This is a genomic window from Paenibacillus farraposensis (assembly GCF_020736845.1).
GTDB classification, from domain to species: domain Bacteria; phylum Bacillota; class Bacilli; order Paenibacillales; family Paenibacillaceae; genus Paenibacillus; species Paenibacillus farraposensis.
This window is the reverse complement of the sequence record NZ_JAFFQR010000112.1, coordinates 996,191-1,022,821: the sequence shown is the minus strand read 5'-3', so window position 1 is coordinate 1,022,821 and position 26,631 is coordinate 996,191. Positions and strand designations below refer to the sequence as shown.

Sequence of the window (26,631 nt, the reverse complement as noted above, 5' to 3'; positions counted from 1 at the left end):
TAATTACATAATGGATTGGATAATACCGCCTTCAACGCGCTGGGCGATGCCATTGATAGCCGCGGCATTTACGGAGCTTAGAAAGACGATCGTATCGGCTACTTCCTCTACGGTGGCGAAACGCTGAATCAGGGAAGTAGGCGTGCTATCTTGGAAATACTCCCGGATGAAAGAATCTAGTTCTTGACCTTTCTCCGCCGCCAAGTCCGTAATAAATTTAGCAAATCCTTCCGTCCATGTTGGGCCTGGAAGCACAGAGTTAACGGTTACGCCAGTTCCTTTCGCCAACTCGGCCAATCCCCGAGAGAACGTAATGAGGGAAGTTTTGGAGACTCCATAAGGAATCAATTCAGGGTAAGGTTTAATGCCTGCTTCGCTGGCAAGATTGATAATGCGTCCCCAATTTCTCTCCATCATGCCAGGGAGAAATGCACGGGAAAGCCTTACAGCACTGAGTACATTGGTTTGGTAATAGTCCAGCCACTCCTCATCAGTAACATCTATAAAGGGTTTGACTTCGAAAACTCCTGTATTGTTAACTAGAACGTCCAACGAACCTATTTCGTTGACTTTTTCCACAAGAACTTGACTTTCTTCAGTCTTTGATACATCAGCTGCAATCCCGTACACTGTGCCGAATGCCGCCAACTCCTCGGCGACAGCTTGAACACCTTTTTCAGTTCTGCCATTGATTATGACGCGAGCACCTTCCTGCAAAAAGCTCTTAGCTGTACCCTTTCCAATACCGCTAGTAGAGCCCGTAACAAGAACCAGTTTATTTTCTAATCCTAACTTCATTATTACCTCCCAGTTGATTTGTATTGACCAATTAAGATCTCGTGATCATTGTAAAGTGATGAGGAAAAATAAAAAAGTACGCACTATTTAGTGCTATAAGCACTTTGTGGTACTATAGGTACTAAAAAGTGCTCAAGGAGTGATTAAGTGAAGAAGTATAATATTCCGGTTGAGGCGGCGTTAGAGGTCATAGGAGGTAAGTGGAAAGTAGTCATTCTATGCCATTTGATCTTAGGCACAAGACGAACAAATCAGTTAAAAAAACTAATGCCGGGCATCACGCAAAAGATGCTCACTCAACAACTACGTGAACTCGAAAGTGATGGCGTGATTGAACGGAAAGTTTATAACCAAGTTCCACCGATGGTAGAGTATACATTAACGGAGTATGGCTGGTCGCTTAAGGATATTCTGGATTCGTTGTGCAAGTGGGGCGAGCGGCATATTGTGAAAGTTCATGGAAACAAATATGAAGTCCTTGAAGAGAGTATACTGAATAAGTAACACAAGAGCACCTTGATCCTATCCTAGTAAGTCAATGTATTATTGAGATCATTACAAAAAGCAGGCCAACTGATGGCCTGCTTTTTGTAATTCGGTATGATGAGCAAGTTTCGATTAAATGATACGTTTTACCCAATTAGCTCATTGTTGTTAAATCATGTGCCGCACCAATCCTCCATCAACTCTCAGTACGGCGCCATTTATAGCTGAAGATAAAGGACTACTTAGGAAGGTGGCAAGATTAGCGATTTCCTCCGGTCTAATAAGCCTCTTAATGATAGAGGTTGGCCGACTTTCCGCCATAAACCTCTTTTCAGCTTCCTCCGCAGTCATTGTTTCATTAGGATAAAGAACCTTTAACATGGCTTCGACGCCTTCCGTAAGTGTAGACCCAGGCATAATTGTATTCACAGTCACCCTCGTTCCAGTAGTAAGTTCCGCCAAACTTCTGGAAATTGATAGTTGCATTGCCTTCGTAGCGCTGTAATGAGCCATATCCGGAGGCGGTGTGATGGCAGCCTCGCTGCCGATAAATATGACTCGACCATCCTGTTTTTCGATCATTCGATGTAAGTAATGCCGGGAGAGTCGTACGCCGCTCATTATGTTAATCTCAAAAAATTTATACCAGTCGGGATCAGGTATTACAAAAAAATTGGCCGACTCGAAAATCCCTAAATTGTTGATCAAAATGTCAATTCCAGGATATTCCGAAATGATCTCCTCGCATCCTTGTTCTGATCCCAGATCAGCGATCGCAGTTTCAAGAATTGCACCAGGATGGCAATGACGTATATCTTGGATCGTTTGAACGACTTTGTCCTCATGACGTCCATTAATTATGACATGTACGCCTTCCGCAGCCAGTGCGGCTGCGATGGCTTTTCCGATCCCGGACGTAGAGCCCGTAACTAGAGCTTTCTTACCTTGAAGATGAAGTTCCATAATGATTCCTCCACAGAATGTAATATGGATGATTATCTAAGGGTAAAATCCATGATTACCAAAAGATAGGATCAGCCCATTATTATTATGAAGATTTGCGGAATTGTTGAGAAGTGCGTACTTTTTGGTGACATAGGTACTATGGAGTGCCTATCGAACTTAAAAGTGCTCTCTTGTAGCCGTAGAGAATTAGAGCATAATAAAAGAAGTCGACACCAATTCTTATAGCTAAAGGGCTCTTTTGGTTTACGAAATCTTAAAGGAGGAGCTTACATGATAACAAATGCTAGTGCTGTTGCAATTAAATAATCGAACTCACAAAGCATGCTAGCACTACTTGCCTTAGCTATCAGTGTATTTGGGATAGGTACTGCGGAGTTTATAAGCGTAGGGTTATTGTCTTCGGTGGCAGATGATCTAAGTATTTCCGTAACTACGGCAGCTTTAACGGTTTCTCTTTATGCACTTGGAGCAACTATTGGGCTCCTATACTAACTGCCATAACATCTAGTACACCTAGAAAAACACTAATGTTATTATTATTGGTCGCTTTTGTACTTGGAAATTCAGTGGCTGCAATCTCTACAAATTCCACTATGCTATTAGTAGCGCGTATTATTACAGCATTGTCTCATGGAGTGTTTATGCCTATCGGCGCAACATTGGCAGCTAGTCTTGTGCCAGAGAATAAAAGGGCAAGTGCAATTGCCATCATGTTCACAGAGTTAACAGTTGCTACGATTACGGGAGTGCCAATTGGAACATTTCTAGGTCAATTATATGATTGGAGGTTTGCATTTGTTGGTATTGCTGTTATTGGAGTAATTGGCTTAATTGTAAACAGTATTTTGATTCCTTCTAAATGGGGTACCGCCAACAAAACGCGGAAAACGTACGTTAAGGAAATAAACCCAGCAAAATCGGCACTTTTCCGTACGCTAAGGAATGCAGCACAAAGTCAATGATGGTAGCTTGTTCAATTATTTGATTGGGTACATAACTTCAACATCTAATTCTTTTAATCCATCATAAAAGAAAAATTTTTTCCTCCCAAAATCAGAGAATCCTGCCCAATAGCTACCTGTCCTCAACTAATAGAATATATGGTGATAGGTGTCTATCGGTCTCTTCGGTTAAGGGTACTTTTAGTTGGCCGCCTCGGCAGTCGTCTTGAGATCGGCAAGCCAGGCATTGAGCGAGGACGTGAGTGCTACGTGCATGCCGTCGGGGTCAGCTGCTACTGGCGGACCGTCCCAGGACTCAGTGGTATGCACGACGACCCCTTTAGCGGTGGGAGTGATGGTCCATACGTGGATTCCCTCGATGCCTAGCGCCGGCCCCCCCCAAACGATGCGTCGCATAGGGTCTACCTCAAGGATGGTGGAGACGATAGGAAGCCCATGCGTTTCCCACTGGAAGGTGCTTCCCAACGCGATTGGACCGGATAACCGCGATTGGGTAACGTATTCCTGCCAAGTTGGCCATTGGTCGATGTCAGTCTGTATCCGCCATACGATCTCTTGTGGAGCCTCGATTTCAATGGAAAGGTCCACTATGACCTGGGCCTTTCGGTTGACATCGATGTTGGTCCGTGCCTCCCGTTTTACAAGTTCTTCTTGTTATTGCTGTTTCCGTCCCGCCCGTTGCTCCAATTACAATCGCTTTTTCCATTTTCATTCAGCCTCATTTCGTTTATATATTTGTTACCAATCACTAACTTGAGTCTATCTATCGATTTGTTATTGATTTCTGCGCCTCGGCAGTCGTCTTGAGATCAGCAAGCCAGGCATTGAGCGAGGACGTGAGTGCCGCGCGCATGCCATCGGGGTCAGCTGCTACTGGTGGACCGTCCCAAGACTCAGTTGTATGCACGACGACTCCTTTGGCGGTGGGAGTGAAGGTCCATACGTGGACACCCTCGATGCCTTGTGCAGGCCCCCCCCAAACGATGCGTCTCATGGGGTCAACCTCGCGGATGGTAGAGACGACGGATAGCCCATGCGTCTCCCACTGGAAGGCGCTTCCCACTGCGATTGGACCGGATAAACGTGCTTGGGAGACGTTTTTCTGCCAAGCTGGCCACTGATCAATGCCAGTCTGTATCCGCCATACGGTCTCTAGTGGAGCGTCGATTTCAATGGAAAGGTCAACGATGACCTGGGCGTTTCGGTCGACATCGATGGCAGCCCGTTGGGAATCATCAAAACGATTCGCACCAAAAACGACCCCACCAATCAGAACGATTATCAGTAAAATAAAGCTCATCGTGAATGTTTTTAACTTGAACGATCTATGCATGATATTCCATCTCCTTAAGATTAATTTCATTTTTCGGATTATGAGTGATCAATCAATTACTTTTGAACAAAAGACGCCCTGGTCTCCTGCAATGCCAACACAGTCGCGGTAATCCCCTCCTGAAACGGCGTTGCGGTGATCGGTCCGATGAACCGTTTGTATTTCTCTCCGCTTAGCGTCAGCGGCTCTTCGGTTAAATAAAGCATCTCGACAACTTCTTTCATCACGGGCACGCCGATGCCTATCAACGATAAACCTAATTTTTTCAAGGGAATGACCGGTTTAACCTGGCCGCTTGCCTTTTGTGCAATCCGTACGATCTCTCGTCCCGATATAAGCCCAGCACCCGGAATATTCCAGTTCTGTCCGTAAGCGAAGTCTTTACTTGCCAGCTCGGCGACCATGACAGCCGCATCCGGCAAATAGATGAATTCGCGGGGAACATGCATGTTGCCGACGAAAAAAGCCATCTTACCAGCAGCGATCGCTTCCAGGGTTGAGCCTAAGTACGAAGCTTCATTAGCTGTGGGTCCATAATAATCAGGCAAACGCACAATCATCACCTGGGCCTTCGTCCACCGCTTGCTGAACAGCATTTGTTCATAGTCCAAACGGATTTTTCCTTTTATCGTATGAGGCTGTTTGGGATGCTCTTCCGTGACCAGATCCATCTGCTTTCTCCCATAAGGATAAATTCCATCAATCGCTACAACTTTAATCGCCAGCCGTTCTGCCGCCTCCATCACCGATTCGCCTAACGGGATCAGTTTGTTCACCATCTCGTGGTAAGGTACGTTCGCGCAATGGAACAATACGTCAGCGTCGCCTGCCTGAGCTACAATATCGCCAGGGCGCATTGCGTCCCCTATGGCAAGCGTCAAATGCGCAGGATTACCAAGCCTCCCAGCAAACTGCTCTAATTTCTGACGAGAGCGTCCAAAAGCAATGGTACGTATCCCCCGTTTGACCAATTCTTCCGTGATCGCTGCTCCCGTCCCGCCCGTTGCTCCAATAACAATTGCCTTTTCCATTTTCGTCAGCTCCATTTCGTTTTTCGTTTGTTATTGATCAATTACTAACATGAGTTCATCTTATCATCTTGTTATTGATTAGTCAATCACTATATTGAGAATTTTTTTTGAAGGAGACTTTCACCGTGCCTTCTTCGGAATCAGAAGCCACCATGCCCGCCATATGCTCCATGTGCGTCATTCCCGCCATATCAGCCATGTTCGCCATCTTGACCTCATCCTGCTTTTGAAGCCGCATCTGCCAAAAATAAGTAGTCAACGCCGCTACGATCATAAGAACCACGATTAAAGGCAGTCCGATATTGATCAGTCGTTTTACGCTTTTTCTTCTAGCCAAAAGTTATCCCCCTAAAAAATAATTATTAATCAATCATTTACTTTTGATTGGTTACCCCTGTTGTTTTACCAATCGAACTAAGGGCGAATCAAATCAGTTAATATGTAATCGATCAATCACTAACTTGTTGGTTTCACTATAACGCAGTTAGTGATTGGTCTCGATAACTATTTTAGAAAAAATCTCCCCTTATCCCTTCATCAATTCGGGCAGATTAATCGCGACGGCAACGTTGCACAGCACTCCGCGTGCGAGGAACAGCATCGCCCGCTCTTCGGCATTCTCCATACCGGCATCACGGAACGCCACCAGAATCATATTGCGGATATCCTTGTAGGCGTTGCGCATCGTCTGTTGGATGGCGTCCTCCCGAATGGTCTGCGCCTGCATCTGCAAGAGCATCTCGTTCTGGTACATCGCCTGAATGTTCACATACTCCTGAATAAGCTTCGTCTCTAGCAATTCCGTAGAAGTCGTCTCCACCACCTGGCGGAACGATTCAATTACCCGGTTCCAAGATGCCTCCAGCGCGGCTAACAGCAGAGTTTCCTTGGTCGCGAAGAATCGGAATACGTAGGGCTGCGAGATTTTCGCCCGATCGGCCACCTGTGCCGTCGTAGCCCGAAAATAGCCAACTTCCGCGAACACTTCAATCGCCGCGGAGATGATATCGGATTTGCGATTCACCGATTTTGTTTCGGATTTAACCATCTTTGTTCTCCTTCTATCTGAGAGTGATTGATCAATTAATAGATCCAGTATACAAAGGCTGCCGCGACAATGCAACCGTATTAGAAATTTCAATCTCATCGGGAGGCTTCCTGACTGCCGGGCTGCCTCGGACACCCGGGATAGGATATCGACCTTGATAGTATTAACTGACCCCAGTTGCGCCCCGTAAGTCGTACCGATCAGCCAGATGAAGCCAGTGCTTCCCCAGAGCCGCACCGATTGTCGATACCGCGATGCCGAGCAGGATCATAAAGGATGGATTAAGCGCCTTGAGCCATGCGATAGGGAAGAAGATCACGGCGGATCCCACGGCGCCGATGAAATGAGTTAATTAGCTTGGGAAAAGCCTTCTCATGTGGATTTTTCGCTGTTACTTTTGATACGGTTCACCGGAATTAATCTTCAACTAAACTGCCAGTTAACGTAATGAAGCAGCCGATCATTGTGATCGGCTGCTTCCGTAGTTTTATTGAGCTAGCGTTCCAGTTAGCTGAAGTTTTCACTTCGTTTTATTAAGTCCATCCACGTTCTCCCCAAAATCTGAACTGATTACCTTAGCATAGACGTAGTCTTACCACAGCACTCCGTTCGTGCCGTGGATGGTCAAGCAATGAGCATGACCATTGGCATTTTATTCATGAGTGGGACGGATTTTTGCTTTCAACGCAGCGGGTGGCTGACGCTGCGGCCGGCTCAACTGTAAAAGCAGGTGAAGCTGATGAATGACACGCTGAACATCATTGCAAAGTATCAGTCAGAGATATGGAAGGCCATCGGCGAGACGTTTATCATGGTTGGGATTTCCATCCCCGCAGCCGTTCTGTTGGGGCTTCCGGCAGGAACGATTTTGTATTTGTGCGGCAAAGGGCAAAAATATGAAAATCGGTTGCTGTTCACGATAATGAACAGTCTGGTCAATGTCATCCGCTCGTTCCCGTTTTTGCTGCTTGTCGTATTTATGATCCCATTTACACGTCTGGTCGTGGGAACGGCGCTGGGCACGATGGCTGCTACGGTCCACTTGTCTGTAGTTGCCATCGCCTATTGTTCAAGGCTGGTAGAGCAGTCGCTGCTGGAGGTACCGAGGGGTGTGATTGAAGCCGCTACTTCAATGGGCGCGTCCACCCTCCAGCTTATTTTCAAGTTTTTGTACGTGGAAGCCCGTTCCGGGCTTGTACTGGGTTTGACCACGTCCACGATCAGCTTCATCTCCTACTCCACGGTAATGGGCATTGTGGGCGGCGGCGGGGTAGGCGATTTTCCATCCGCTACGGCTATCAGCGGTTTGAGACAGGCTTGATGGCGTTCACCATCGTCGTCATGATCATTTTGTGCAAACGATCCAGTCACCGGAAGCACCATTTCCCGGCGGATCGACAAGCGGTGATGATGGCTTTTACATTTGCAACGCCCACTATGTGAAATAAAAATGACTTTACAGTACCTCAAAAGTGGAGCGAAGGATTTGAATCTGGAGAAGGTTAGCGTTCGCCTTTGAAATGGGATTCTACGGTCGCTTACCGCAATTCCGATGGTACGCTTGTTCTGATTGCTGCCAATACGGGAACGGAAGGGAAGACATTTAAGGTTCGGCAGGGAAGCAAGGTCTTCACAGCTACACTTCCCTCCAAGTCGGCGGCTACCTTTCAATGGAATCCTGCGGCTTCATGATACAGCTTCACAACAATGTTTATAGAAGATTTTGGAGCGTTTGGTCCATTGGGCTGAGCGCTCTTTTTTTCAGGGTTACAGCATCATGACAGAAATCCGGTGGCAAAGGCGACCGCTATCGCTTGTACAGCATCATTTCGCCTACTCCGTTATCCGTATGACTTTTTCGTATTCAACTTATATAGCGAAATAAGTGAACAGGGTTCATGTATAGCAGTGAGTGCAGTCACATGGATACATAGAAAAACATGGCTATAATATAGATATAGTTTAAATTCTTCTTTTTGGAGCTGTTAGCTCCATACATCTCATTAACTAAGGAGAGAGAAAGTCTCATGAGCATACATTTAGAGCTGAACCCATTGTCAGTGGAAAGGCTGGATAGCGCCCTTTCAGGAAGACCGGGAATGTTTAAACTGTTTTATGATACAGAAGGCTGCGGCTGCAACGGAGTCATTGTCATTATGGTGATCACTGCCGCGGATGCAACCGATAGGGAAGTTCAGTCCGAGCCCTATTCTTTTTGGGTAGATCGGCAGCAGGAGCAGCAGTTCGACAGCAGAATGCGGCTTGAGGCAGACCCTGATTATCCTTCATTCAGGCTGATTAGTGATGCAGGCATACTTAGCGGGAACGTTCGAATCCAGGATGTACGCTAAAACGACAACAATGTTCATCAAGAATAGGTAGGGAAGCTATGAATAAAGCAAGTTCTGTACAAGAGTATACATTTGATGATATGAAAAAAATCTCGCGAACCCAAATGGGTAAAACGCTCCCTATCGAACTTTGCAGTATGGTATGCGATTTGGAAGGAGCCATTATGGAGGGCGCATTGAACAAAATCAAGGGCCAGAGAGTTCATGTCAGGGAAATAAAATGTAATATAAACGGAGACGATCATTGCGAATATGAAATTCGCTTTTAAGTGATAAGAATTTACCCGGAACCAGTAGTGAATTGCAAAAGATGAATCTCTTCCAGTTCAGATGGAAATGAGGTTTGTCTTTTTTGCTGTGATCTTCTTGGAAGTGATACAATAACGGTTATGATCATCCGAGAGGGACGTTGAAAGTGATGAAAAATTTGCTCGTTTCGGGCTATCGTGCCCATGAATTGAATATTTTCAGCCAAAAACACGAAGGCATTCCATACATCAAAAAGGCGATCGCAGGCAGGCTCATTCCTCTGATTGAAGAAGGACTTGAATGGGTGATTACCCCGGGTCAATATGGGGTGGACCTGTGGGCCTGTGAGGTAGTCATTGCCCTAAAACAGCAATATCCCCATTTGAAATGCTCTATTATGATGGCTTATCAAAATATGGAGGAAAAATGGAAGAAGGACAAACAGGAGTATTTTCAGCAAATTTGTGCTGAAGTTGACTACGTGGGGGTCGTCAGTCGCCAGCCTTATCAGGGGATATGGCAGCTCAAGGCACGGGATGAACTGCTTTTTCGCAAAACAGACGGCTTGTTGCTTGTTTACGATGAGGATGCGGGAGAGGGAAGTCCGCGTTTTATGAAGGAGCTGGCATTGAAAAAACAACATGCGGAAGGCTATCAATATATCAGCATCAGCTCGGAGGATATCCAAAGCATAGCAGATGAGGAACGATTATTCATGGACCTCTGATTTTTAACGCATTAGCCCGGATTTTTGAACAAAAAAGATGAATTTGTCTCTTTACTCTCATGTAAGCGCTAACATAAAATTTAAACAACAATAATTTATCAGTCACATAAAATAAATTTATTAAAAAATAAACTATGAAAGGAGCCAATGATTTATGAACAAAGGGTTTCGGTATCCCGCGCTGTTCTGTCTCGGTGCAATGCTGTGTGGAATGGTCACTCCGATGGATAGCCAGGTCTCTGCTGCCTCCACGAGGCAAATGGAAAAGCTGAACCGGGGAACAGTTGCGGTCAAGGTGCCAGAAGGTGTGCTTGTGAGCTGGCGTATGTTGGGGACGGAAGCGGACTCCGTCAGCTTCAATCTGTACAGAGGCACAAGTAAGGTGAATACTACGCCGATTACCTCAAGAACCAACTTTTTGGATAAGACAGGTACGACCTCCTCCTCATACACGGTTCGCGCTGTGGTGAATGGAGCAGAACAGGCTGCTTCTCCTGCGGTAAAGGTATATAGCAGCAACTATCTGGACGTTCCTGTCCAGCAGCCTGCGGGTGGTAAAACCCCGGATAATGTAAGCTACACATACAATGCCAATGATGCCAGCGTAGGGGATCTGGATGGGGATGGCGAGTATGAGCTTGTATTAAAATGGGACCCTTCCAATGCCAAGGACAATTCACAATCCGGCTATACGGGAAATGTATTTTTGGATGGCTACGAGCTGGATGGAACACGCAAATGGCGGATTGATCTGGGACGGAACATCCGCGCGGGAGCGCACTACACGCAATTTCTCGTCTATGACTTTGATGGTGACGGCAAGGCGGAAATTGTATGTAAAACAGCAGATGGCACGGTGGATGGCACAGGCGTAAAAATTGGTGATGCTTCTGCTGACTATCGCAACTCCAATGGTTATATTTTGGCAGGGCCCGAGTTTTTAACCGTATTTTCGGGCAATACCGGTAAAGCGCTCAGCACGATTGATTATGTACCGCCACGCGGGGCGGTATCCAGTTGGGGAGATAATTATGGCAACCGTGTGGATCGTTTTCTGGCCGGGGTTGCTTATCTGGATGGCGTACGGCCCAGCATTGTGATGGCACGGGGCTACTACACCCGGACGGTTCTGGTCGCGTATGACTGGCGTAATGGAAGTCTGAGTCGTCGCTGGACCTTTGACAGCAACAGTTCTACCAATCCCGGGACGGCTGGGCAGGGGAATCATAGCTTGAGCGTGGCGGATGTGGACGGAGATGATAAGGACGAGATCGTGTACGGCTCGCTGGTCGTGGACGATAACGGAGCGAAGCTGGTTAACACAGGGATGGGGCACGGAGATGCACTTCATGTCGGGGATTTGGACCCGGACCGTTCAGGATATGAAGTGTTCAAGGTAAATGAGGATAAGAACGCCGCCTACGGCGCAGCTATGTACGATCCGCGCAGTGGAAACATATTATGGGGCGTAAAAACAGGCAAGGACACCGGACGAGGCATGTCGGCAGACATTGATCCGCGTACGAAGGGGAATGAGCAGTGGGCACCGGGGATCGGTGTGCGTTCGGCTAAAGGAGAGCTGATTACAAATACGCTGCCATCCTCCATTAACTTTGGAATTTGGTGGGATGGTGATCTGCTGCGCGAATTGCTGGATCATACCTCCTCAAGCGCCGGTAAAATCGACAAATGGAACTATACGAACTCGACCAGTTCCAATTTGCTTACGGCGACAGGGACCAGCTCTAATAATGGTACGAAAGGAACACCATCCTTGCAGGCCGATCTGTTCGGTGACTGGCGCGAGGAAGCCATTTGGCGCAAGAGCGACAATTCGGCGCTGCGAATCTACACGACACCTTACGAGTCGGAACACCGATTCTATACACTTATGCATGATCCGGTATACCGTTTAAGCGTGGCCTGGCAGAATGTAGCTTATAATCAGCCGCCACACACCGGTTTTTACCTCGGAGAAGGGATGTCAAAGCCCCGGCAGCCGAATATTTATACTCCCTGATTTAAGGCCGGAATGGAATAACGAATGAACCAAAATACGAAAGAGCTTCGGGTTGATCGGAGCTCTTTTTGTTGTGTAATTTATTTAGTCTTTTTCCGATTTTGATTATTTGCAAATTGATATTAGCTTGGGAGGATGGATTTCCATATGCGCTCTTAATCTGATGCTAGTGGGCTTGTACTGCCAGAATGTGATGGGGCAAAAAAGAGAACGACATCAGTGAAAACAGGAAATTACTGGATAGATGAGGATCATCTTTACAGCCTTCTTTTTTAGAAGAGAGACAAAGTATGCTTTTTGCAATAATGGGAACACTAGTTCCTATTGGTGAAACATACGTAAGAAAAAGGAGGCTGGATATGTGATTTATCTGACGACCGAAGGCATAATTGAGCTCGCAACCAATGTCGGATTCCCCGCTGCATTAAGTCTGATTCTGTTAAAATATATTCTGGTCACCCTCAGCCGCAGATTGGAGCAGCTTGACCGATCTGTTAAGCAACTATCACAATCCCTGGAAGAGATAGAGGTAAAGCGAGTGAAGCAGCCAGAAGAGCCATGCAGGACAAATGCGGACAAACTTCGTGCCGAATGAGCAAATAAAGGAAAATAGAAACAATTTAGCAACCCAATCAAGACGCAGGTTTCTTATAATAGTAACGTGTGCAGTTTATGCAGGCTTATACTTATGGGGGTGTATATTAAGATGAAAATAAACACGAAGCTATTCGCGCTGTGCATCACAGCCGCACTTATGAGCGTAGCGCAGGCCGCAGCCGCAGCACCCGCTGTCACTGTGCCAGCGGAAGCAACGCAACCGGGCGTTGCCAGTCCGTCCGCAGCCGTCCCGGCCCAGGTGCCAACACCAGCGGCATCTGCGCTGGTTACGCCACCGGCCCCGCCAGCTCCGTCCGCACCAGCTGCATCAATCCCGGCCACAGGCGCAGGTTCCGCCAAAGCCGCTGCACCAGCAACTCCATCTGTGCCAGCACCGCGTTCATCCGCGTCGGTAGCGCCAGCAGCTGCTCCAGCCGTGCCGTCGACTGCGAAGCCGACGACTCCGCAGCCGCCGTCCGCTTCGGTGCCAGCCGCCGCGGCTAACAGCGTGAAGCCAACGCAGTTGGATAAGCTGAATCACGAGAGCGCGATTCAGCTTGTGCTGGAGGCGCAGTCGCGTTATCTGTACGCGATCAGCGGTGGCAGCGCGGTGGGGGAGACGTTCCAATGGAACGGCAAAAGCTACCGCTACCTGTCCGACGACATCGGCACCAAGACCAAGCTGATCAACTATCTGACGCAGGCTTACACCAAGCAGGCGAGTGAGTTATTTGCGGGCAAATTTTTTGTTGAAATCAACGGTAAACTGGCACAGCTGGCTGTAGACGGCGGTAATTTGCTAGAGTTTAACCGGGCTACGGCGAAAATGGTAACGATGACTCCAGTGAAACGCAGTTACCTGCTGACTGTGCCTTATCCGGCAGCAGCGAAGAAGGCGAACGAGAAAATCACAGTCAACTTCGAAAAGGTCGGAAGTTACTGGAAAATCAGCTCCGCGCCGCACGTTATTTTTTAGACTAAATAAAATTTTGCAGCAAGCTTCAAGAATGGGGTAAAGTGATGTTAAGGCTTGCCTGGCAAGCCCAATTCAGGCGCAGAGGAGTGCTGTACAATGATGACACCCATTAAGGTAAAAGACGTTAAGGATATTGAGAAAATCAATCAAATCGTATCCAATTATACGTATGACATCTGGATTCACGGCAAAAGCGGCATGGCAGATGCCAAATCCATTCTGGGCATGTATGTGCTGAAGCTGGATGAGCCGCTCACTCTGGTTGTACCTGACAATGTTAATCCCAAGAAGCTTTTTCAAGAGCTGGAGGAATTTATTCATTTTCCTGCTCAAGAAGGATAAATGGCAAGAAAGCAGCACCTGTAGATTCTGCATACGATTTCGAAGTAATGCAAAGAAGCCTGGGGAATGCAGTCCCCAAGGCTTCTTTTTTAAAGCTCCTCCTCTTGATCCAAAAACGGAAGATTCACCGAGTAGTACATAACTCCCATAAGCAGCACACCGCCAACCAGATTCCCGAGTGTAACCGGAACCAGATTATGAATCAAGCCGGCGATAGAGACGGTGCCCGGATGGTCCAGCACGAGTGCAATCGCGAAGGTACACATATTGGCTATGCTATGTTCGTACCCCGAGATGAAAAAGCAGAATACAAACAGCATCATCGAAAACATTTTCGCACCATTTTCCTTCATAAACATCGGAACAAAAAAGGCAAGGCAGACCAGCCAATTACACAAAATAGCCCGGAAAAACAGCTGCATTGCAGGCGCTTCCATTTTATGTTCAACCACGTTCAGCAGAAAGCTGTTCACGCTGGAGGAATCAAAAAGTCCAGTCAAATAAATAAGGAGTGCAAACACCCCGGCACCCAGCAAATTGCCGCTATAGCTGGCAGTCCACAGCCGAAGCACCTGTCCCCAGCGCAGTTTTTTGCGGAGCGCCGCATAGGTGTAATAGAAGGTGTTGCCTGTAAACAAATCCCCGCCGCCGTATGCGATCAAAATGATGGCTGCCCCGAACGTGACTGCCGCCATGGGATAAGTGAATGGAGAATGCTCCATGTAAAAGAAGTTGCCCGTCTTGAACGCTACAATGACGCCGAAGCCGATGAACATACTTGCCAGCATGGAACGTGCCAAATACCGGAGCAGGCTTTGCTTGTAAATTTTGTACTTCTTCATAGCTAGCTGTTCGACATTACGTAAGCCTTCCGTCTCCATTTCCAAACACAACCCCCTATTTTCTCAGATGTAAGTTTTTCGAAAAAGCTTATTTTTCCTAAAACATATCCAATTAGCCCATCGCCTGTTAGCTTAACAAACCAAGCTTTTGCAGCCCATACAAAATGCCGTCCTCATCTGCGCGTTTGGTCACCATTTTAGCCGCAGCCTTGGCCTCATCACAAGCGTTGCCCATCGCTACGCTATTATGTATAGTGGCCAACATTTCGACATCATTCAATCCATCGCCAAAAGCGTATTGATTCTCTTCGGCAATGCCCAGTCTGGCTGTGATTTCACGAATACCCTTCGCTTTGGAGCCAGTGTGAGGAACAACGTCCACAGAACTCGGATGCCAGCGTACAAAATCAAAAGTGTTGAATACCGCTTCATAAAACGGCTCCTCTTCGGCCGTACACATCAGCAGCGTCTGATAGATATCTTTTCCCTGGAAATAGAGCGGATCGTACCCAACCGAAATTTTGGCCTTAAGCGTTTGGACTGCTTTCTCCACAAGTTCATCGTTAGGAATATTGGCCTTCATGGCCATATGATCCATATATACGAGAGCATGATTATGTGTGAGGGCCAGATCTGTCATCGCCTGCAAAGCTTCTCTGTTTAACGGATTGGTAGCTACGACTTCCCCGCGCAGCACCACATATTGCCCATTAAAGCTGACATAGGAATCAATTTCCAACTGCTCACGAATTTCCTTGAACATAAAAGGCGCGCGGCCTGTTGCAATAGCTACCTCATGCCCTTGCTCCTTCAAAGCAAAGACAGCCTTTTTTGCTGTTAATGGCATTTTCTTGTCATCGTCCAGCAATGTACCATCGATATCGAAAAAGATGATTTTTTTGTCTATCATGTCCCTGCACCTAACTTTCAATATTGTTATTGTCGAAATTGATTCATATGGACTCATTATATCAAAGGATCTGCTTGTGAATATACAAATACGTATAAATCCTCATGAATACCTGACTTTTATAGCTTACAATATGAAATGAGGATTATTGTAAAATCTAATGTCTATCTCCTATTTTCGTAGATGGGTTGTGATTATCATGAAAAAAATCCAAGTTAACCCGGAGCAGTTGGACAGCTTGGCCTCCCAATTTGCCAATGCCCACCGAACGCTGTATAACCAGCTGAATGGCCTAGATCGCATAATGAGCAACCTTCACAGCCAGTGGGACGGTATGGAGAAAAATCGCTTTTATAACGACTATCGGACAGCTAAATATACACTTTCTTCTGCATTAAACAAGGTTCAATCCATTGAAATCGAGCTGAAGAGCATTGCTGCAAAGTTCAGAAATGCGGATGGTGAGAGCACGCGCGGCTTCTGGACAGCTTTGGCAGCGGCGATGAACGCCAGTGCATCGCATACGGACGACGAAGAAGATGAAAGCTTCACTGGCGACCCTGCCAAGCAGACAAACAATCCGGACGAATCATCCTGATAGCCAATCTGCGGGAAAACACACTTTAGGTAAAACGACCCAGACTGTTGCCGGATATGGTGCAGGTCTTATTTTGTCGCGTGGGACTGCACTGGTGACGCAGGTTCGGACATTAGTTCCAGCGCAGCCGCAGGCTGGGGAGAACACGTCGTCGGCATCGGTGACGGCATGCTCAGTGACAATATCTATACCATCTACAGCTTTTTTTCTGGAAATCAGCGAGCAACAGTTGGACTTTTAAAACTCGCTAATCGGAGAAGATATCCTATTGTTCAATTTTTGTTTGATGTATCAGAAGTCTACGAGGCTTAAGCTTTTTGCTTCAATTCAGTTTTTAATGGTCATTATGGCTACATATAATATTATAATAGATGATGAAGTTGCTCCTAATACGATAGCGGAGTTCTTCTTTCTATTCTTAATTTTTATAGTAATTCCTTTTTTTACTATCAAGGAAGTGAAAGCAAAATACCTTAATCATCCACAATGGTCTATTGAAAAAGAATATGAATTTTCAAAAGAGGGCCTCCATTTTACATACTCTGCGGGTTACAACTGGGATGAAGTAAAGGGGGTTATTAGTACGCTGACTGCCTTTTATATATTGCTGCCTCATCATAAGTTTGTATTGGTTCCCAAGCGAATTTTCAAGTAGATTAGAGCGTCGGCGGTTTAAAGAATTGTTGAAAACCCGGGTTGGATCAGAGAGATGGGATTATAAATTTATAGATAAAATGAACAAGTTAAATAGAAACGGAGCATAGGCAAAGATCATATGCATCTTCTATTTTGCAGCGACCCTTTGGATTCCAAAAGTGTGGATATGGATTACCGTGAAGAATATGAGGTTGCATGCAGTCTTGGTTTTGATACAGAGCTGGTCAATTGGGGGACGGACAGGTTTCGGGGCTGCCGGAACACACAGACCTCGAAGCGTTTTATTACAAGCTTGAAAAAGGCTGTGATGAACCGTGGATTATGGTAGAAGGCGCAGTGCTTCTGTTGGATTGGAAGGCTGCGCCTTTTTGTTTGAGGCTAGGGAAAATAAAACGGTTTAGGTGACGTGTCAAGGTAAGGTTTTACATTTATAGACCATCGGTCAAATTTTTGTCACAGGTTTTCCATCTTTATAAGGCCAAGATTCAGCGTATTTCTCTCGACGAATATCCTGCGGTATGTTATGATGATACTCTGATAACGTGTTAACGAACTAAAGTGTTTGCAGTCTGTCCTTGGATACGGAGGTCACCATCGCTGGAGGGGAAAAAGATGAGAAAAACAGTCATGTTTACAATGATGATTGGAGTGATTATGATCATATTGGCCGGGTGTTCCGGCGGTAAGGATAGCAGCAAGTTGATTATTGGAATTGATGATAAATTTGCGCCGATGGGCTTTAGAGATGAAAATAATGAATTGACCGGCTTTGATATTGACTATGCGAAGGCGGCTGGGGAACAGATGGGCAAACAGGTGGAATTTCAGCCGATTGACTGGTCTTCCAAGGAATCTGAGCTGAACAGCGGACGTATTGATCTCATTTGGAATGGATACACCATTACCAATGAGCGTAAGCAAAAAGTGCTGTTCACGAAGCCATATCTCAAAAATAGTCAGGTCATTGTCGTTCCGGCTGCTTCCAGTATTTCCAAGCTGGCTGATTTGGCGGGCAAAACTGTGGGTATCCAAACGTTGTCCTCGGCAGCCGATGCATTGGACGCAAGCTCGATCAAAGGCAAATTGAAGCAAGTGCCCGAGTATCCGGATAACGTTCTCGCTTTGACGGACCTGAAGACAGGACGTCTGGATGCGGTTGTCATTGATGAGGTGGTAGCCAAATATTATATGTCCAAGGAAAAAGGAACGTATAAGCTGCTTGATGAATCACTGGCTCCTGAGGAATACGGCATCGGTGTGAAAAAAGGAAATGAAAAGCTGTTGACACAGTTGCAATCCGCCTTGGATGAGCTGCACAAGAACGGAAAAGCCGCTGAGATTTCAAAAAAATGGTTCGGTGAAGATAAAGTATTGAACTAATACGTAATGAATTGAACTAAGGGTTTAGGAGTCGAAAGTTATGAGTATGGAATATATTTTGCGAATTATGAAGCCTATGCTTGAAGGGGCACAGATGACGGTTATTTTATTTTTTATCACGCTCGTTCTGTCCATTCCGCTGGGTTTTATCGTTACGTTGCTAGCGAAAAGCCGGATTAAGCCAATTGCCTGGCTGATGCATACGTACATTTATGTTATACGCGGCACGCCGCTTCTGCTGCAATTGTTGTTCTTTTGTTTTGGTCTGCCTATGCTGCCTGTCATCGGGGAATATCTCGTTCTGGATCGGACAACGGCAGCGGTGCTGGCATTTGTGCTGAATTATGCTGCTTATTTTGCTGAAATTTTCCGAGGCGGGATGTTGTCGATTGATAAAGGTCAATACGAGGCTTCGCAGGTGCTGGGCTTGAGCAAGTCACAGACGTTGATCAGAGTCATTGTACCGCAAATGGTGCGGATTGCTTTGCCCTCGGTCACCAATGAGGCGACAACGCTGGTGAAAGATACGGCGCTGCTCTATGCGGTGGCGGTACCGGAACTGCTGCATTTTGCCAATACGGCTGTGAACCGGGATTTTACGATTGTACCTTATGTTGTAGCGGCGGTTATTTATTTGTTGATGGCTCTGGTGCTGACGCTATTCTTCAGGGTACTGGAAAAACGGTTTAAATTTGAGTAAAAGGAATGTCGGGATATGAACACTAATGCAATAGAAGTTACCGATTTAAAAAAATCGTTCGGCACGCTCGATGTTCTGAAAAGAGTGAGCTTTAACGTTAAGGCGGGGGAGGTTGTAGCCGTCATCGGTCCTTCAGGTTCAGGCAAAAGTACCATGCTGCGCAGCCTGGTGCATCTGGAGGATGTGACGGGCGGGACGATCCGCATTCACGATAAAGCACTGGTGGAAAATGGTCAGTACGCCTCGGCTGGTGACATCAAAAGCATCACCACCGGGATGGGTATGGTGTTCCAGCATTTTAATCTGTTTCCTCACTTGACGGTGCAGGATAATCTGGAGCTGGCTCCCAAACTGGTGAAAAAGGCAGGCAAGGCTGAGTTGCGCCGTCAAAGCGCCGAGCTGTTGGCCAAAGTCGGCTTAGCGGATAAAGCCGATGCGTATCCGTCCCGGCTGTCGGGCGGACAGAAGCAACGGGTGGCGATTGCCCGGGCGATGATGATGAATCCCGACATTTTGCTGTTCGATGAGCCGACCTCGGCGCTTGATCCCGAGCTGACAGGCGAGGTGCTGCGAGTCATCAAAAAGCTGGCTGAGGAGCATATGACGATGGTCATCGTGACCCATGAGATGAATTTTGCAAGAGATGTGGCGGACCGCGTCATTTTTATGGACAATGGCGAAATTGCCGAATCCGGCACGCCGGAGCAGATTTTCCGCAACCCGCAGCTGGAGCGGACGAAGATGTTTTTGAATCGGGTGGGGGATTAAAAATACAGTTGCTTGTTTCGGTGTGTGTCGGGGAGTCGCTGCGCGTGCAGATTATTCTTCCGATCGCTGTTATCCCCGGATTTTTCATTGGAATAGGAATGAAGAGGTGAAAATCCGGGGACAGCTTATGCTTACGATGCGAGCTTTCCTTCGGAAAGCTTTTAGCCGACCGCTACGCTTCTCCGGAACAATTCTGCCCGCTCCGCTTACGATCACCTGTGCAGGCAATATGTTTTTAAGCAGGGAGTATAGTAAGAATAAGAATAAGAGCAAGGGAGATGGCAAAGCGCCATCTCCCTTTTGCAATTGCAGGGCGTACTGCAAACTGGGTCCAAGGCTCCATCCTTAAGCTGATCGCGGACAAAAATGAAGCTGATAACAAGCTAGACACGTATAAGCTGACCCTGCGGTGGTTAAGGAACAATTGACTTTAATACATATCCTCCAAAATCATGTTTATCATGCCTCTCTATAAATTCTGTTGTGCTAAGTCTTTTTTCCTCACGTAAATCATCACCCAAGGCAAAGTTTACTACACGTAGAAGCTACATATTGATATTTATGCGCTATTCGCATAAATTTTTTTAGTATACAAACTGAGCTAAAAATGTACATTAGACACCACTACGCGGTCGGATGGTACTTCCCATCGCTGTTGTGCCCGGATTTCTTAATCAAACTAAAAAGGTTGAAATCCGGGCACAAAGGCGAACGCTATTGCTTGTACAGCCCCATTCGCCCCATTCGCCCCATTCGTTCCTGTTCAACTTGGTGCCGACTTTTTACATATCTCACAAACGAACTATTCCCGATTATGAAAAGGGAACCTGGACCGCCCCAGTGTTGTCTTAATCAAATTAGCGGATTTCCACAAGGTGAGCATCGACTTTATTCTCGGTCAGACGGATAATCCTAAACGTTACAGGTAAAATGAATAATTTGAGAACCTACGGAAAACCCTCAACAACCAAAGATTACAAAGGTGACGGAGTACAGGACTTGATTCCATTGCCTTAAAGGACAAGAACTTGGTATCGTTGCTGATTAGGTGAATATCTAAAAAGGAAAACATAAAAAATGAATTCGCCTATTGCTCGAATGAATAAAAAGCAGCGAAGACCTTCTTCCAACGTTACGAGGCCTGATTACCCTTCGACGGGTTCTATAAAATTCAATGAAAGCTAAACATAATAGAGTTAAAGCTTTAATTTGCTAGGTTTTTATGTAACCGCTGTCATTGTATAATTTCACTCAGAAAGGAGGTAAAAGTAAAAAAATACGGAATATGGCACGAGTAAGTGATACTGCAAAGAGAATCAACCCAACGAGCAGGGTATAGGACAAACACAAAAATTTTAGGAGGTAGAGTATGTTTAAGTTTAGTAAGAAAATGATGACGGTAGTTCTTGCAGCTTCCATGAGTTTTGGGTTGTTTGCAACAACCTCAAGTGCAGCGACAGACTATTGGCAAAATTGGACCGATGGCGGCGGAACGGTCAATGCTGTTAATGGATCAGGCGGTAATTACAGCGTAACATGGAAGAATACCGGGAATTTTGTTGTCGGCAAAGGCTGGACTACTGGATCGCCAAACAGAACGATTAACTACAATGCCGGTGTCTGGGCGCCGTCCGGTAATGGATATTTGGCTCTCTACGGGTGGACGAGAAACTCACTCATCGAATATTACGTCGTTGATAGCTGGGGGACCTATCGACCTACCGGAACGTATAAAGGTACGGTGACCAGTGATGGAGGCACATATGACATCTACACAACAATGCGATACGACGCACCTTCCATTGAAGGCCAAAAATCGACGTTTATTCAGTACTGGAGTGTTCGACAGACGAAGAGACCGACCGGGGGCAACTCCACGATCACTTTCAGCAACCACGTGAAAGCATGGGCGAGCAAAGGAATGAATCTGGGGAATAGCTGGTCTTACCAGGTGTTAGCAACAGAGGGGTATCAGAGTAGTGGGAGCTCTAACGTAACGGTGTGGTAACCACTCAACTGCAAGCTGTTCGACGAACAGGCACGGTTGGGACTGCCTCACGGAAAACCTGAGTAACATCCTGTTTGGTGACAGGAGCCTGGACTAAATCTGTTGTAAAATGATTCATAGGGAAGACCTCTTTTCTGTGAATGTCGTTGTGGTGACTTCATTCTACTAGAAAAGGTCTTCCTGTTTCTATTTACACATAATATTTCACGCTCTCGATTCTTGAGGAAAAAACAGATAAAATTCGGTTTGATTTATAGTAATTTTACTTTTTATAAATAGAATTACTTGTACAAAAGTACACGGTGTATCAACGAAAGGCCATTCTTTAAAGGATGGCCTTGTCGAGTGTTTAACTTTCGTTGGTTGACACTTCATATTTAATTAGTAATTGGATAGGTATCTTGTCGAACCTTAATTCAATTCGATTAATTTTCCTATCCCCAGTTACTGTAATTTTCTTTAGCAGCATATGCACAAGCTGCTTACGCCTTGTATGGCTTGTGTGCCCGAAGATGGTGTTAAAGGACGCTAACAGTTCTCTAACCTATCTTCTGAATATGTAGCCCCGAAATAATCAAATCTCGAGATTTTTTGGGTTATCAAAAGTAATAGTTACAAAATGATTTTACTAGAGAAATTTCTGAATAATCTCAATTTTAACGATGCTGGTGTATCCTTACGCTTTTTGTTTACTCTTTTACATGAATCTTTAAAGCATAATCTGCGGTTCTACTATTAGCCCATGTTGCATAAACGAAAATAATATGATACCTTTTGTTTCCGGGACAACTATTTTTTTATCTTTTATATCAATTTCTTTAAAGTCCTTTTTATTTAGAATTTCACTAGCAGCTACCTCTTTGGGCTCAGAATCAAATACAAGATTTATAGTTGCACCTTTCGGTACAGTAACAGCAGGCTTTGGTTGCATAATTTCCCAAGGGATCCCATACTGAGTCTTTGCACCCCATAAGTAGGACACTAAAACTGTTGGGATTTCCGTATCGTCAGACTTTGCAGTCATGCTTGGTAAGGAAGTACTTTTAAAAAGGTCACAGCCACTCACTATAAATAAAAAAATAAATATGGGTAAAACTTTACCCATTATAAGTTCCCCTTTCTTATACTAAAGTATCATAGAGACAGTTGATGTTATCTCTGTCTCCATGATATTTTACAATATTTACCGTAGGGCTACCATTTCCTCAGCTCTGATTTTTGCGATAACTCTATTTTATAGATCCCCATCTGATACAAAGAATTGGCTATCCGTTAAAACATTCCAGCAGTCCCTTCCTTTCTGATTATTATTTAGGTCCATATTGGTGTGTTGCCTTCCAGTGAATCCATCGGGAAAAACTTTGCTAAAGTAGGCCGCATCCTTATCCTCGTGTGCCGTAGCCATCGCCTTTGCCCAATCTTTGCTAATATATTTACACATTAGAGCGTTCCAGACAGCATGCCGAAAAGCATCTGAAACATCTCCCGAACCACTTCTACCATAATTATTTCTAGTGTATTGGTACGCTTTGTCACGAGCAGATTTAGTGAGAGCCGCATTTACTGGACTGGAAACAGTTAACGCTTTTTCTGAAGGGGTCAATGATGTCCATATTTCATATGTTTCATCATAAGTTACTGTGAATTTATTCAAATCGTCGAAGTGTTGTACTATTTGCTTATCACTTTATGCAGTTCATTTGTGAGAAAATCTTCAAAGGAAATCTCTTTATTGGAGGAAACTTCATTGGAGGGAATATCCTCCGTTGGTCAGCTGGCAGAGGGGGATTCTTTATGAGTCGCGCGCGTATTGTGAACCATCCTATTCTGGGAACGAAGCCGGAGCGGAGCCAGGTGTCTTTTGTTTTTGACGGTCCTCCCATGCAGGGATTGGCTGGAGAGTCGCTCTCGGCAGCGCTGCTGGCGAGCGGCGTTCGTTTGCTGAGAAGGCAAGAGGAATCCGGCACAGCCAGGGGCGTATATTCCGCCATTGGACACTGTAACGAATGCCGATGACGATTCATTCGCTCGGCACTGTCCGCTCCTGTCTGTCCAGGTTGGAGGGAGGCATGATCGTAGAATCAGGCAGACAGCTTTCGAATGAAATTACAGGGAGAATCGTGACATGAATAAAATGGCGCATCTCATCGTCATTGGAGCAGGTCCCGCCGGATTGTCAGCAGCGGCTACAGCATCTGAACAAGGATTGCCGGTCATGGTATTGGATGAGTTTACTGAGCCAGGCGGGAGGATGCCCGGACAATATCATGAGGAAGGCAGCAAAGGATAGTGGGTTAGAAAGCATGTGTCCGATGAGCCTGATCACCCGTTGCAGCGAGCTTGGGGTTGACATCCGCTATGGCGTATCGGTGCATGGCATGGAATATACGACAACATGGGAAATTTCCACCTCCTGTGGATTATTCACTGCCGACTACGTATTACTGGCCACCGGAGCTGCCGCTGGACGGCTGGACGCTGCCAGGCGTGATGTCCAGCGGGGCCGCGCAGGTGATGACCAACGTTCATTATGTTAAGCCAGGGGAACGCGGCATTATTGTAGGCATGAACGTCCTGTCCATGGCGATTGCCCGCGAGCTGTCCGTCGACGGGGTGAAGGTGGTAGCGATTACACTTCCGTGCACCCATCCGCTGGCTGGTGCGGCGGCAAATCCAACAGCCTCCGCGAAGCTGCTGCTTCAGCTGTCAGGTCTGGACCCAGCCGCCTGGATACGTATCGCGGGAAGCCGGCAGCGGCGATGCGATTGGAGGGACTTATCGCACGCTTATCCCTACAGAGGCTTCCGCCTGTGGGATATCCCGATTCGTTTGCGGACGGCCGTGCTGTCCGTCAACGGGCGGGACCGGATCGAATCCGTGACCCTGGTCCATGTCAAACCGGACGGCTCGCCTATTCCCGGCAGCGAGCGCGTCGAACCCGCCGACTTCGTAGCGCTGAGCGGCAGACTGTATCCGCTCGCCGAGCTGGCGGCGGTCGCCGGGTGCGAATTCGTATACAACCCCGAGTTGAGCGGGCATGTACCACTTCACGGTGAGCAAATGGAAACCTCGCTCAAAGGACTGTACGTTGCCGGGAATATTACCGGCATCGAAATCGGCCTGGTCGCCATGGGCTAAGGCCGATTGGCTGCCGCTTCCATGGTCCACGCAGTCGGACTCGGCGGAGCCAAAGGAGAACAGCGGGTACAGGAGGGACGATCCGCGAGGTCGATTTTACACGGAAGAACGGGCTAATTCAGTTTCATCCCGGCATTACAGAGGCGCGAACGCAGTTGTACCAGCAGTGAGAGCAAACCTCTGGCAGCGGAGTATAGCGTATAATCGCTAGTTATGCTGATATGTGCTTACTTTTTTTACATTCCTAATTCGTCTTAAAGGAGAAACGGAAGATGATGCTTAAAGCAAAAAAAGCACGTATAAAAGCTAGACCGTTCGCACTGAACGAGGTGGTATTGGCTGAAGGTTAGCGTTGGGTAGATGTCATTTGAGATGGTTTACGAGTTTGATTTTTAGTCGACTATGATTTATGATAGAGAAAATGTTGGATGGTGCTGGAACAATTGGGTTATGAACTGATTTATTTCATAGTTGTTTGCGCGTGAAGTACACGGGCTGTTTCTTCCTTAACTAGGGAGAGGCAGTCCTTTTTTGTTGGTTTTTTGAGGGATTTTTGAGAGATTTAACTACTTAAAGGAACTGGTCCTCTGATATTAAGGAAATAAAACGTTGCTATATTAGCCAATTGAAAGTTACCCATCTATTTGGAATTTCCTTATAGATTTTGTAATAGGGAAACCATATAATATATAAGTTGCATCCAGTATTTTCCGAAAGTGGGGGATGCGATAGGTTTATGAGAGTACGGCTGATATACATAGTTTATAGTTTAAGTTGACAAAGGGGATAGAGATATGACTATGAAAAAATGGATGTTGAGTTTGACCGCAGTCATGCTGCTATGGGGTACGACATGTACAATGCCAACGACGGAGGCGGCAGGCAGCAGTTCAAAACCGATTGAGGTGTTGTTAAACGCAAAAAAGATGCAGTTCCCGGACGCTAAACCTTTTCAAGATAGTAACGATTACGTGATGGTTCCCATTCGTTTTGTATCCGAGGCCTTGGGAGCGAAGGTCGGGTGGGAGAAAACAGGCGGTCAATTGGCTGTGTCGATCAAAAATGAGGCACATGCCGTTAGCATGACAGTCGGACAAAACACTGCCACTGTGGACGGACAGACCAAAACATATGAAACGAAGATTATTTTGAAGCAGAACCGTACTTTTGTGCCGTTACGGCTTGTAAGTGAAGGCTTAGGTCAGACCGTGGAGTGGGATAAGGTTAGCCGCTGGGTCTGGATTGGGAAGAAGGGAATCGCTACGCTGGAGGATACGGGGCATCATGCGGTGAGTATTGAGCCGTATAAGAAGGCATTTTCTAAAGATCAATTTTTACTTAAAAATAGAAAAGGTCAAGAGTATAGCAAAGCTATAATTTTTAAACAATCAGATTTTCCTGTCAAATTATTGCGCGAAATCTATTCAGTTGAACCTTATACTTCTTTAGAAGGAGTTCCCTACTTAAAAGTCAGGATTAAAACTACGTCTACAGCAAGTCCATTATTTTATATCACGAAGGATAACGATACGAGGTATCGTTATCCTATGGATGAACTTACGCAAGATAACGGTGACGGGACAAAGATGATCTACTATAAAATTTATTCTTCTGTTGACGAAATGTACTATGGAATAAAAAATTATAAATCTTTTAAACTCCAAGATATTCAATATATCGGATTTTATGGTGGGTCTACAGACTACGTACCATTAATGGCCAACCCATGGAAGGGTAATTAATA

36 protein-coding genes and 1 pseudogene are annotated in these 26,631 nt (G+C 46.1%); 25 read left to right on the top strand and 12 right to left on the bottom strand.

The window, feature by feature from the left end:
- Nucleotides 1–3 precede the first annotated feature (3 nt).
- On the bottom strand, nucleotides 4–798 hold the full coding sequence (locus JO375_RS23635; RefSeq protein ID WP_229526748.1) for an SDR family NAD(P)-dependent oxidoreductase: 795 nt from the start codon (nucleotides 796–798) through the stop codon (nucleotides 4–6).
- Nucleotides 799–945: 147 nt separating this feature from the next.
- On the opposite strand from JO375_RS23635, the gene JO375_RS23630 reads away from it, so the two are divergent.
- Nucleotides 946–1,302 (top strand): winged helix-turn-helix transcriptional regulator, encoded by a 357-nt coding sequence (locus JO375_RS23630; protein ID WP_229526747.1) that lies wholly within the window; start codon nucleotides 946–948, stop codon nucleotides 1,300–1,302.
- Between the two features lie 150 nt (nucleotides 1,303–1,452).
- Here JO375_RS23630 and JO375_RS23625 read toward each other — a convergent pair whose 3' ends face one another.
- A complete protein-coding gene (locus JO375_RS23625) occupies nucleotides 1,453–2,247 on the bottom strand; it encodes an SDR family NAD(P)-dependent oxidoreductase (RefSeq protein WP_229526746.1) in 795 nt (264 codons plus the stop codon).
- 324 nt (nucleotides 2,248–2,571) lie between these two features.
- Here JO375_RS23625 and JO375_RS23620 point away from each other — a divergent pair.
- Nucleotides 2,572–3,107: pseudogene (locus JO375_RS23620) on the top strand (MFS transporter); the annotation flags it as partial.
- A 285-nt stretch (nucleotides 3,108–3,392) separates the two neighbouring features.
- Here JO375_RS23620 and JO375_RS23615 read toward each other — a convergent pair.
- The 6 genes from JO375_RS23615 to JO375_RS23590 form a co-directional block, all read right to left on the bottom strand.
- Nucleotides 3,393–3,800 carry an SRPBCC family protein gene (locus JO375_RS23615; protein WP_229526745.1) on the bottom strand — a complete coding sequence of 136 codons (408 nt, stop codon included), beginning with the start codon at nucleotides 3,798–3,800 and terminating at the stop codon, nucleotides 3,393–3,395.
- Nucleotides 3,801–3,975: 175 nt separating this feature from the next.
- Nucleotides 3,976–4,545 (bottom strand): SRPBCC family protein, encoded by a 570-nt coding sequence (locus JO375_RS23610; RefSeq protein ID WP_229526744.1) that lies wholly within the window; start codon nucleotides 4,543–4,545, stop codon nucleotides 3,976–3,978.
- Between the two features lie 56 nt (nucleotides 4,546–4,601).
- Nucleotides 4,602–5,576, bottom strand: coding sequence for an NAD-dependent epimerase/dehydratase family protein (locus JO375_RS23605; protein ID WP_229526743.1), 975 nt, complete (start codon nucleotides 5,574–5,576; stop codon nucleotides 4,602–4,604).
- Between the two features lie 82 nt (nucleotides 5,577–5,658).
- Nucleotides 5,659–5,913, bottom strand: coding sequence for a hypothetical protein (locus JO375_RS23600; RefSeq protein ID WP_229526742.1), 255 nt, complete (start codon nucleotides 5,911–5,913; stop codon nucleotides 5,659–5,661).
- Nucleotides 5,914–6,102: 189 nt separating this feature from the next.
- Complete coding sequence (locus tag JO375_RS23595) at nucleotides 6,103–6,624, bottom strand: TetR/AcrR family transcriptional regulator (protein WP_229526741.1); 522 nt, start codon at nucleotides 6,622–6,624, stop codon at nucleotides 6,103–6,105.
- Nucleotides 6,625–6,787: 163 nt separating this feature from the next.
- Nucleotides 6,788–6,955, bottom strand: a complete 168-nt coding sequence (locus JO375_RS23590; protein WP_229526740.1) for a hypothetical protein — start codon at nucleotides 6,953–6,955, stop codon at nucleotides 6,788–6,790.
- A 408-nt stretch (nucleotides 6,956–7,363) separates the two neighbouring features.
- On the opposite strand from JO375_RS23590, the gene JO375_RS23585 reads away from it, so the two are divergent.
- The 9 genes from JO375_RS23585 to JO375_RS23545 all read left to right on the top strand — a co-directional run bounded on the left by JO375_RS23585 (nucleotide 7,364) and on the right by JO375_RS23545 (nucleotide 13,886).
- Complete coding sequence (locus tag JO375_RS23585; protein ID WP_377529006.1) at nucleotides 7,364–7,945, top strand: methionine ABC transporter permease; 582 nt, start codon at nucleotides 7,364–7,366, stop codon at nucleotides 7,943–7,945.
- A 194-nt stretch (nucleotides 7,946–8,139) separates the two neighbouring features.
- Nucleotides 8,140–8,316 (top strand): glycoside hydrolase family 30 beta sandwich domain-containing protein, encoded by a 177-nt coding sequence (locus JO375_RS23580; protein WP_229526739.1) that lies wholly within the window; start codon nucleotides 8,140–8,142, stop codon nucleotides 8,314–8,316.
- A gap of 335 nt (nucleotides 8,317–8,651) precedes the next feature.
- On the top strand, nucleotides 8,652–8,975 hold the full coding sequence (locus JO375_RS23575; RefSeq protein WP_229526738.1) for an iron-sulfur cluster biosynthesis family protein: 324 nt from the start codon (nucleotides 8,652–8,654) through the stop codon (nucleotides 8,973–8,975).
- A gap of 38 nt (nucleotides 8,976–9,013) precedes the next feature.
- Nucleotides 9,014–9,244, top strand: coding sequence for a 4-vinyl reductase (locus JO375_RS23570; protein WP_229526737.1), 231 nt, complete (start codon nucleotides 9,014–9,016; stop codon nucleotides 9,242–9,244).
- 149 nt (nucleotides 9,245–9,393) lie between these two features.
- Nucleotides 9,394–9,951, top strand: a complete 558-nt coding sequence (locus tag JO375_RS23565) for a DUF1273 domain-containing protein (RefSeq protein WP_229526736.1) — start codon at nucleotides 9,394–9,396, stop codon at nucleotides 9,949–9,951.
- A gap of 154 nt (nucleotides 9,952–10,105) precedes the next feature.
- On the top strand, nucleotides 10,106–11,971 hold the full coding sequence (locus tag JO375_RS23560; protein ID WP_452470459.1) for a rhamnogalacturonan lyase: 1,866 nt from the start codon (nucleotides 10,106–10,108) through the stop codon (nucleotides 11,969–11,971).
- Nucleotides 11,972–12,332: 361 nt separating this feature from the next.
- Nucleotides 12,333–12,566: a YvrJ family protein gene (locus tag JO375_RS23555; protein ID WP_229526735.1), complete on the top strand. Its 234-nt coding sequence runs from the start codon at nucleotides 12,333–12,335 to the stop codon at nucleotides 12,564–12,566.
- Between the two features lie 111 nt (nucleotides 12,567–12,677).
- A complete protein-coding gene (locus JO375_RS23550) occupies nucleotides 12,678–13,544 on the top strand; it encodes an IseA DL-endopeptidase inhibitor family protein (RefSeq protein ID WP_229526734.1) in 867 nt (288 codons plus the stop codon).
- 96 nt (nucleotides 13,545–13,640) lie between these two features.
- On the top strand, nucleotides 13,641–13,886 hold the full coding sequence (locus tag JO375_RS23545) for an HPr family phosphocarrier protein (protein WP_229526733.1): 246 nt from the start codon (nucleotides 13,641–13,643) through the stop codon (nucleotides 13,884–13,886).
- An 89-nt stretch (nucleotides 13,887–13,975) separates the two neighbouring features.
- Here the strand turns inward: JO375_RS23545 and JO375_RS23540 are convergent, their stop codons facing one another.
- Both JO375_RS23540 and JO375_RS23535 read right to left on the bottom strand, forming a co-directional pair.
- Nucleotides 13,976–14,767: a formate/nitrite transporter family protein gene (locus tag JO375_RS23540; RefSeq protein WP_229526918.1), complete on the bottom strand. Its 792-nt coding sequence runs from the start codon at nucleotides 14,765–14,767 to the stop codon at nucleotides 13,976–13,978.
- An 88-nt stretch (nucleotides 14,768–14,855) separates the two neighbouring features.
- Nucleotides 14,856–15,638 carry a Cof-type HAD-IIB family hydrolase gene (locus tag JO375_RS23535; RefSeq protein ID WP_229526732.1) on the bottom strand — a complete coding sequence of 261 codons (783 nt, stop codon included), beginning with the start codon at nucleotides 15,636–15,638 and terminating at the stop codon, nucleotides 14,856–14,858.
- A 199-nt stretch (nucleotides 15,639–15,837) separates the two neighbouring features.
- On the opposite strand from JO375_RS23535, the gene JO375_RS23530 reads away from it, so the two are divergent.
- The 9 genes from JO375_RS23530 to JO375_RS23485 all read left to right on the top strand — a co-directional run bounded on the left by JO375_RS23530 (nucleotide 15,838) and on the right by JO375_RS23485 (nucleotide 21,749).
- A complete protein-coding gene (locus JO375_RS23530; protein WP_229526731.1) occupies nucleotides 15,838–16,236 on the top strand; it encodes a WXG100 family type VII secretion target in 399 nt (132 codons plus the stop codon).
- Complete coding sequence (locus JO375_RS23525) at nucleotides 16,178–16,477, top strand: hypothetical protein (protein WP_229526933.1); 300 nt, start codon at nucleotides 16,178–16,180, stop codon at nucleotides 16,475–16,477. The genes JO375_RS23530 and JO375_RS23525 overlap by 59 nt, the downstream gene beginning before the upstream one ends.
- 45 nt (nucleotides 16,478–16,522) lie before the next feature.
- Nucleotides 16,523–16,891, top strand: a complete 369-nt coding sequence (locus tag JO375_RS23520; RefSeq protein WP_229526730.1) for a YcxB family protein — start codon at nucleotides 16,523–16,525, stop codon at nucleotides 16,889–16,891.
- Between the two features lie 147 nt (nucleotides 16,892–17,038).
- Nucleotides 17,039–17,221 (top strand): hypothetical protein, encoded by a 183-nt coding sequence (locus JO375_RS23515; RefSeq protein WP_229526729.1) that lies wholly within the window; start codon nucleotides 17,039–17,041, stop codon nucleotides 17,219–17,221.
- Between the two features lie 284 nt (nucleotides 17,222–17,505).
- On the top strand, nucleotides 17,506–18,273 hold the full coding sequence (locus JO375_RS23510; RefSeq protein ID WP_229526728.1) for an amino acid ABC transporter substrate-binding protein: 768 nt from the start codon (nucleotides 17,506–17,508) through the stop codon (nucleotides 18,271–18,273).
- A 40-nt stretch (nucleotides 18,274–18,313) separates the two neighbouring features.
- Nucleotides 18,314–18,973, top strand: coding sequence for an amino acid ABC transporter permease (locus JO375_RS23505; RefSeq protein WP_229526727.1), 660 nt, complete (start codon nucleotides 18,314–18,316; stop codon nucleotides 18,971–18,973).
- Between the two features lie 15 nt (nucleotides 18,974–18,988).
- Nucleotides 18,989–19,741: an amino acid ABC transporter ATP-binding protein gene (locus tag JO375_RS23500; RefSeq protein ID WP_229526726.1), complete on the top strand. Its 753-nt coding sequence runs from the start codon at nucleotides 18,989–18,991 to the stop codon at nucleotides 19,739–19,741.
- 278 nt (nucleotides 19,742–20,019) lie between these two features.
- Nucleotides 20,020–20,169 (top strand): hypothetical protein, encoded by a 150-nt coding sequence (locus tag JO375_RS23495; protein WP_229526725.1) that lies wholly within the window; start codon nucleotides 20,020–20,022, stop codon nucleotides 20,167–20,169.
- A 941-nt stretch (nucleotides 20,170–21,110) separates the two neighbouring features.
- Entirely contained in the window at nucleotides 21,111–21,749 is a 639-nt protein-coding gene (locus JO375_RS23485) for a glycoside hydrolase family 11 protein (protein ID WP_229526724.1), read from the top strand.
- A 709-nt stretch (nucleotides 21,750–22,458) separates the two neighbouring features.
- Here the strand turns inward: JO375_RS23485 and JO375_RS23480 are convergent.
- Together JO375_RS23480 and JO375_RS23475 are read right to left on the bottom strand one after the other, a co-directional pair.
- Entirely contained in the window at nucleotides 22,459–22,854 is a 396-nt protein-coding gene (locus tag JO375_RS23480) for a hypothetical protein (protein WP_229526723.1), read from the bottom strand.
- A gap of 129 nt (nucleotides 22,855–22,983) precedes the next feature.
- The gene (locus tag JO375_RS23475; RefSeq protein WP_229526722.1) at nucleotides 22,984–23,403 is read right to left on the bottom strand and encodes a DUF6973 domain-containing protein; all 420 of its coding nucleotides are present in this window, start codon (nucleotides 23,401–23,403) and stop codon (nucleotides 22,984–22,986) included.
- A gap of 140 nt (nucleotides 23,404–23,543) precedes the next feature.
- Between JO375_RS23475 and JO375_RS23470 the strand changes: the two genes are divergently transcribed.
- The 5 genes from JO375_RS23470 (at nucleotide 23,544) to JO375_RS23455 (ending at nucleotide 26,629) form a co-directional block, all read left to right on the top strand.
- A complete protein-coding gene (locus tag JO375_RS23470; protein WP_229526721.1) occupies nucleotides 23,544–23,765 on the top strand; it encodes a 2Fe-2S iron-sulfur cluster-binding protein in 222 nt (73 codons plus the stop codon).
- Nucleotides 23,756–23,878: a hypothetical protein gene (locus JO375_RS25195; RefSeq protein WP_267497806.1), complete on the top strand. Its 123-nt coding sequence runs from the start codon at nucleotides 23,756–23,758 to the stop codon at nucleotides 23,876–23,878. Before JO375_RS23470 ends, JO375_RS25195 begins: the two co-directional genes overlap by 10 nt.
- Nucleotides 23,875–24,039: an NAD(P)-binding protein gene (locus JO375_RS23465; protein ID WP_229526720.1), complete on the top strand. Its 165-nt coding sequence runs from the start codon at nucleotides 23,875–23,877 to the stop codon at nucleotides 24,037–24,039. The genes JO375_RS25195 and JO375_RS23465 overlap by 4 nt, the downstream gene beginning before the upstream one ends.
- A 68-nt stretch (nucleotides 24,040–24,107) precedes the next feature.
- Nucleotides 24,108–24,887 carry a hypothetical protein gene (locus JO375_RS23460; protein WP_229526719.1) on the top strand — a complete coding sequence of 260 codons (780 nt, stop codon included), beginning with the start codon at nucleotides 24,108–24,110 and terminating at the stop codon, nucleotides 24,885–24,887.
- Nucleotides 24,888–25,681: 794 nt separating this feature from the next.
- Nucleotides 25,682–26,629 carry a copper amine oxidase N-terminal domain-containing protein gene (locus tag JO375_RS23455; RefSeq protein ID WP_229526718.1) on the top strand — a complete coding sequence of 316 codons (948 nt, stop codon included), beginning with the start codon at nucleotides 25,682–25,684 and terminating at the stop codon, nucleotides 26,627–26,629.
- Nucleotides 26,630–26,631 lie beyond the last annotated feature (2 nt).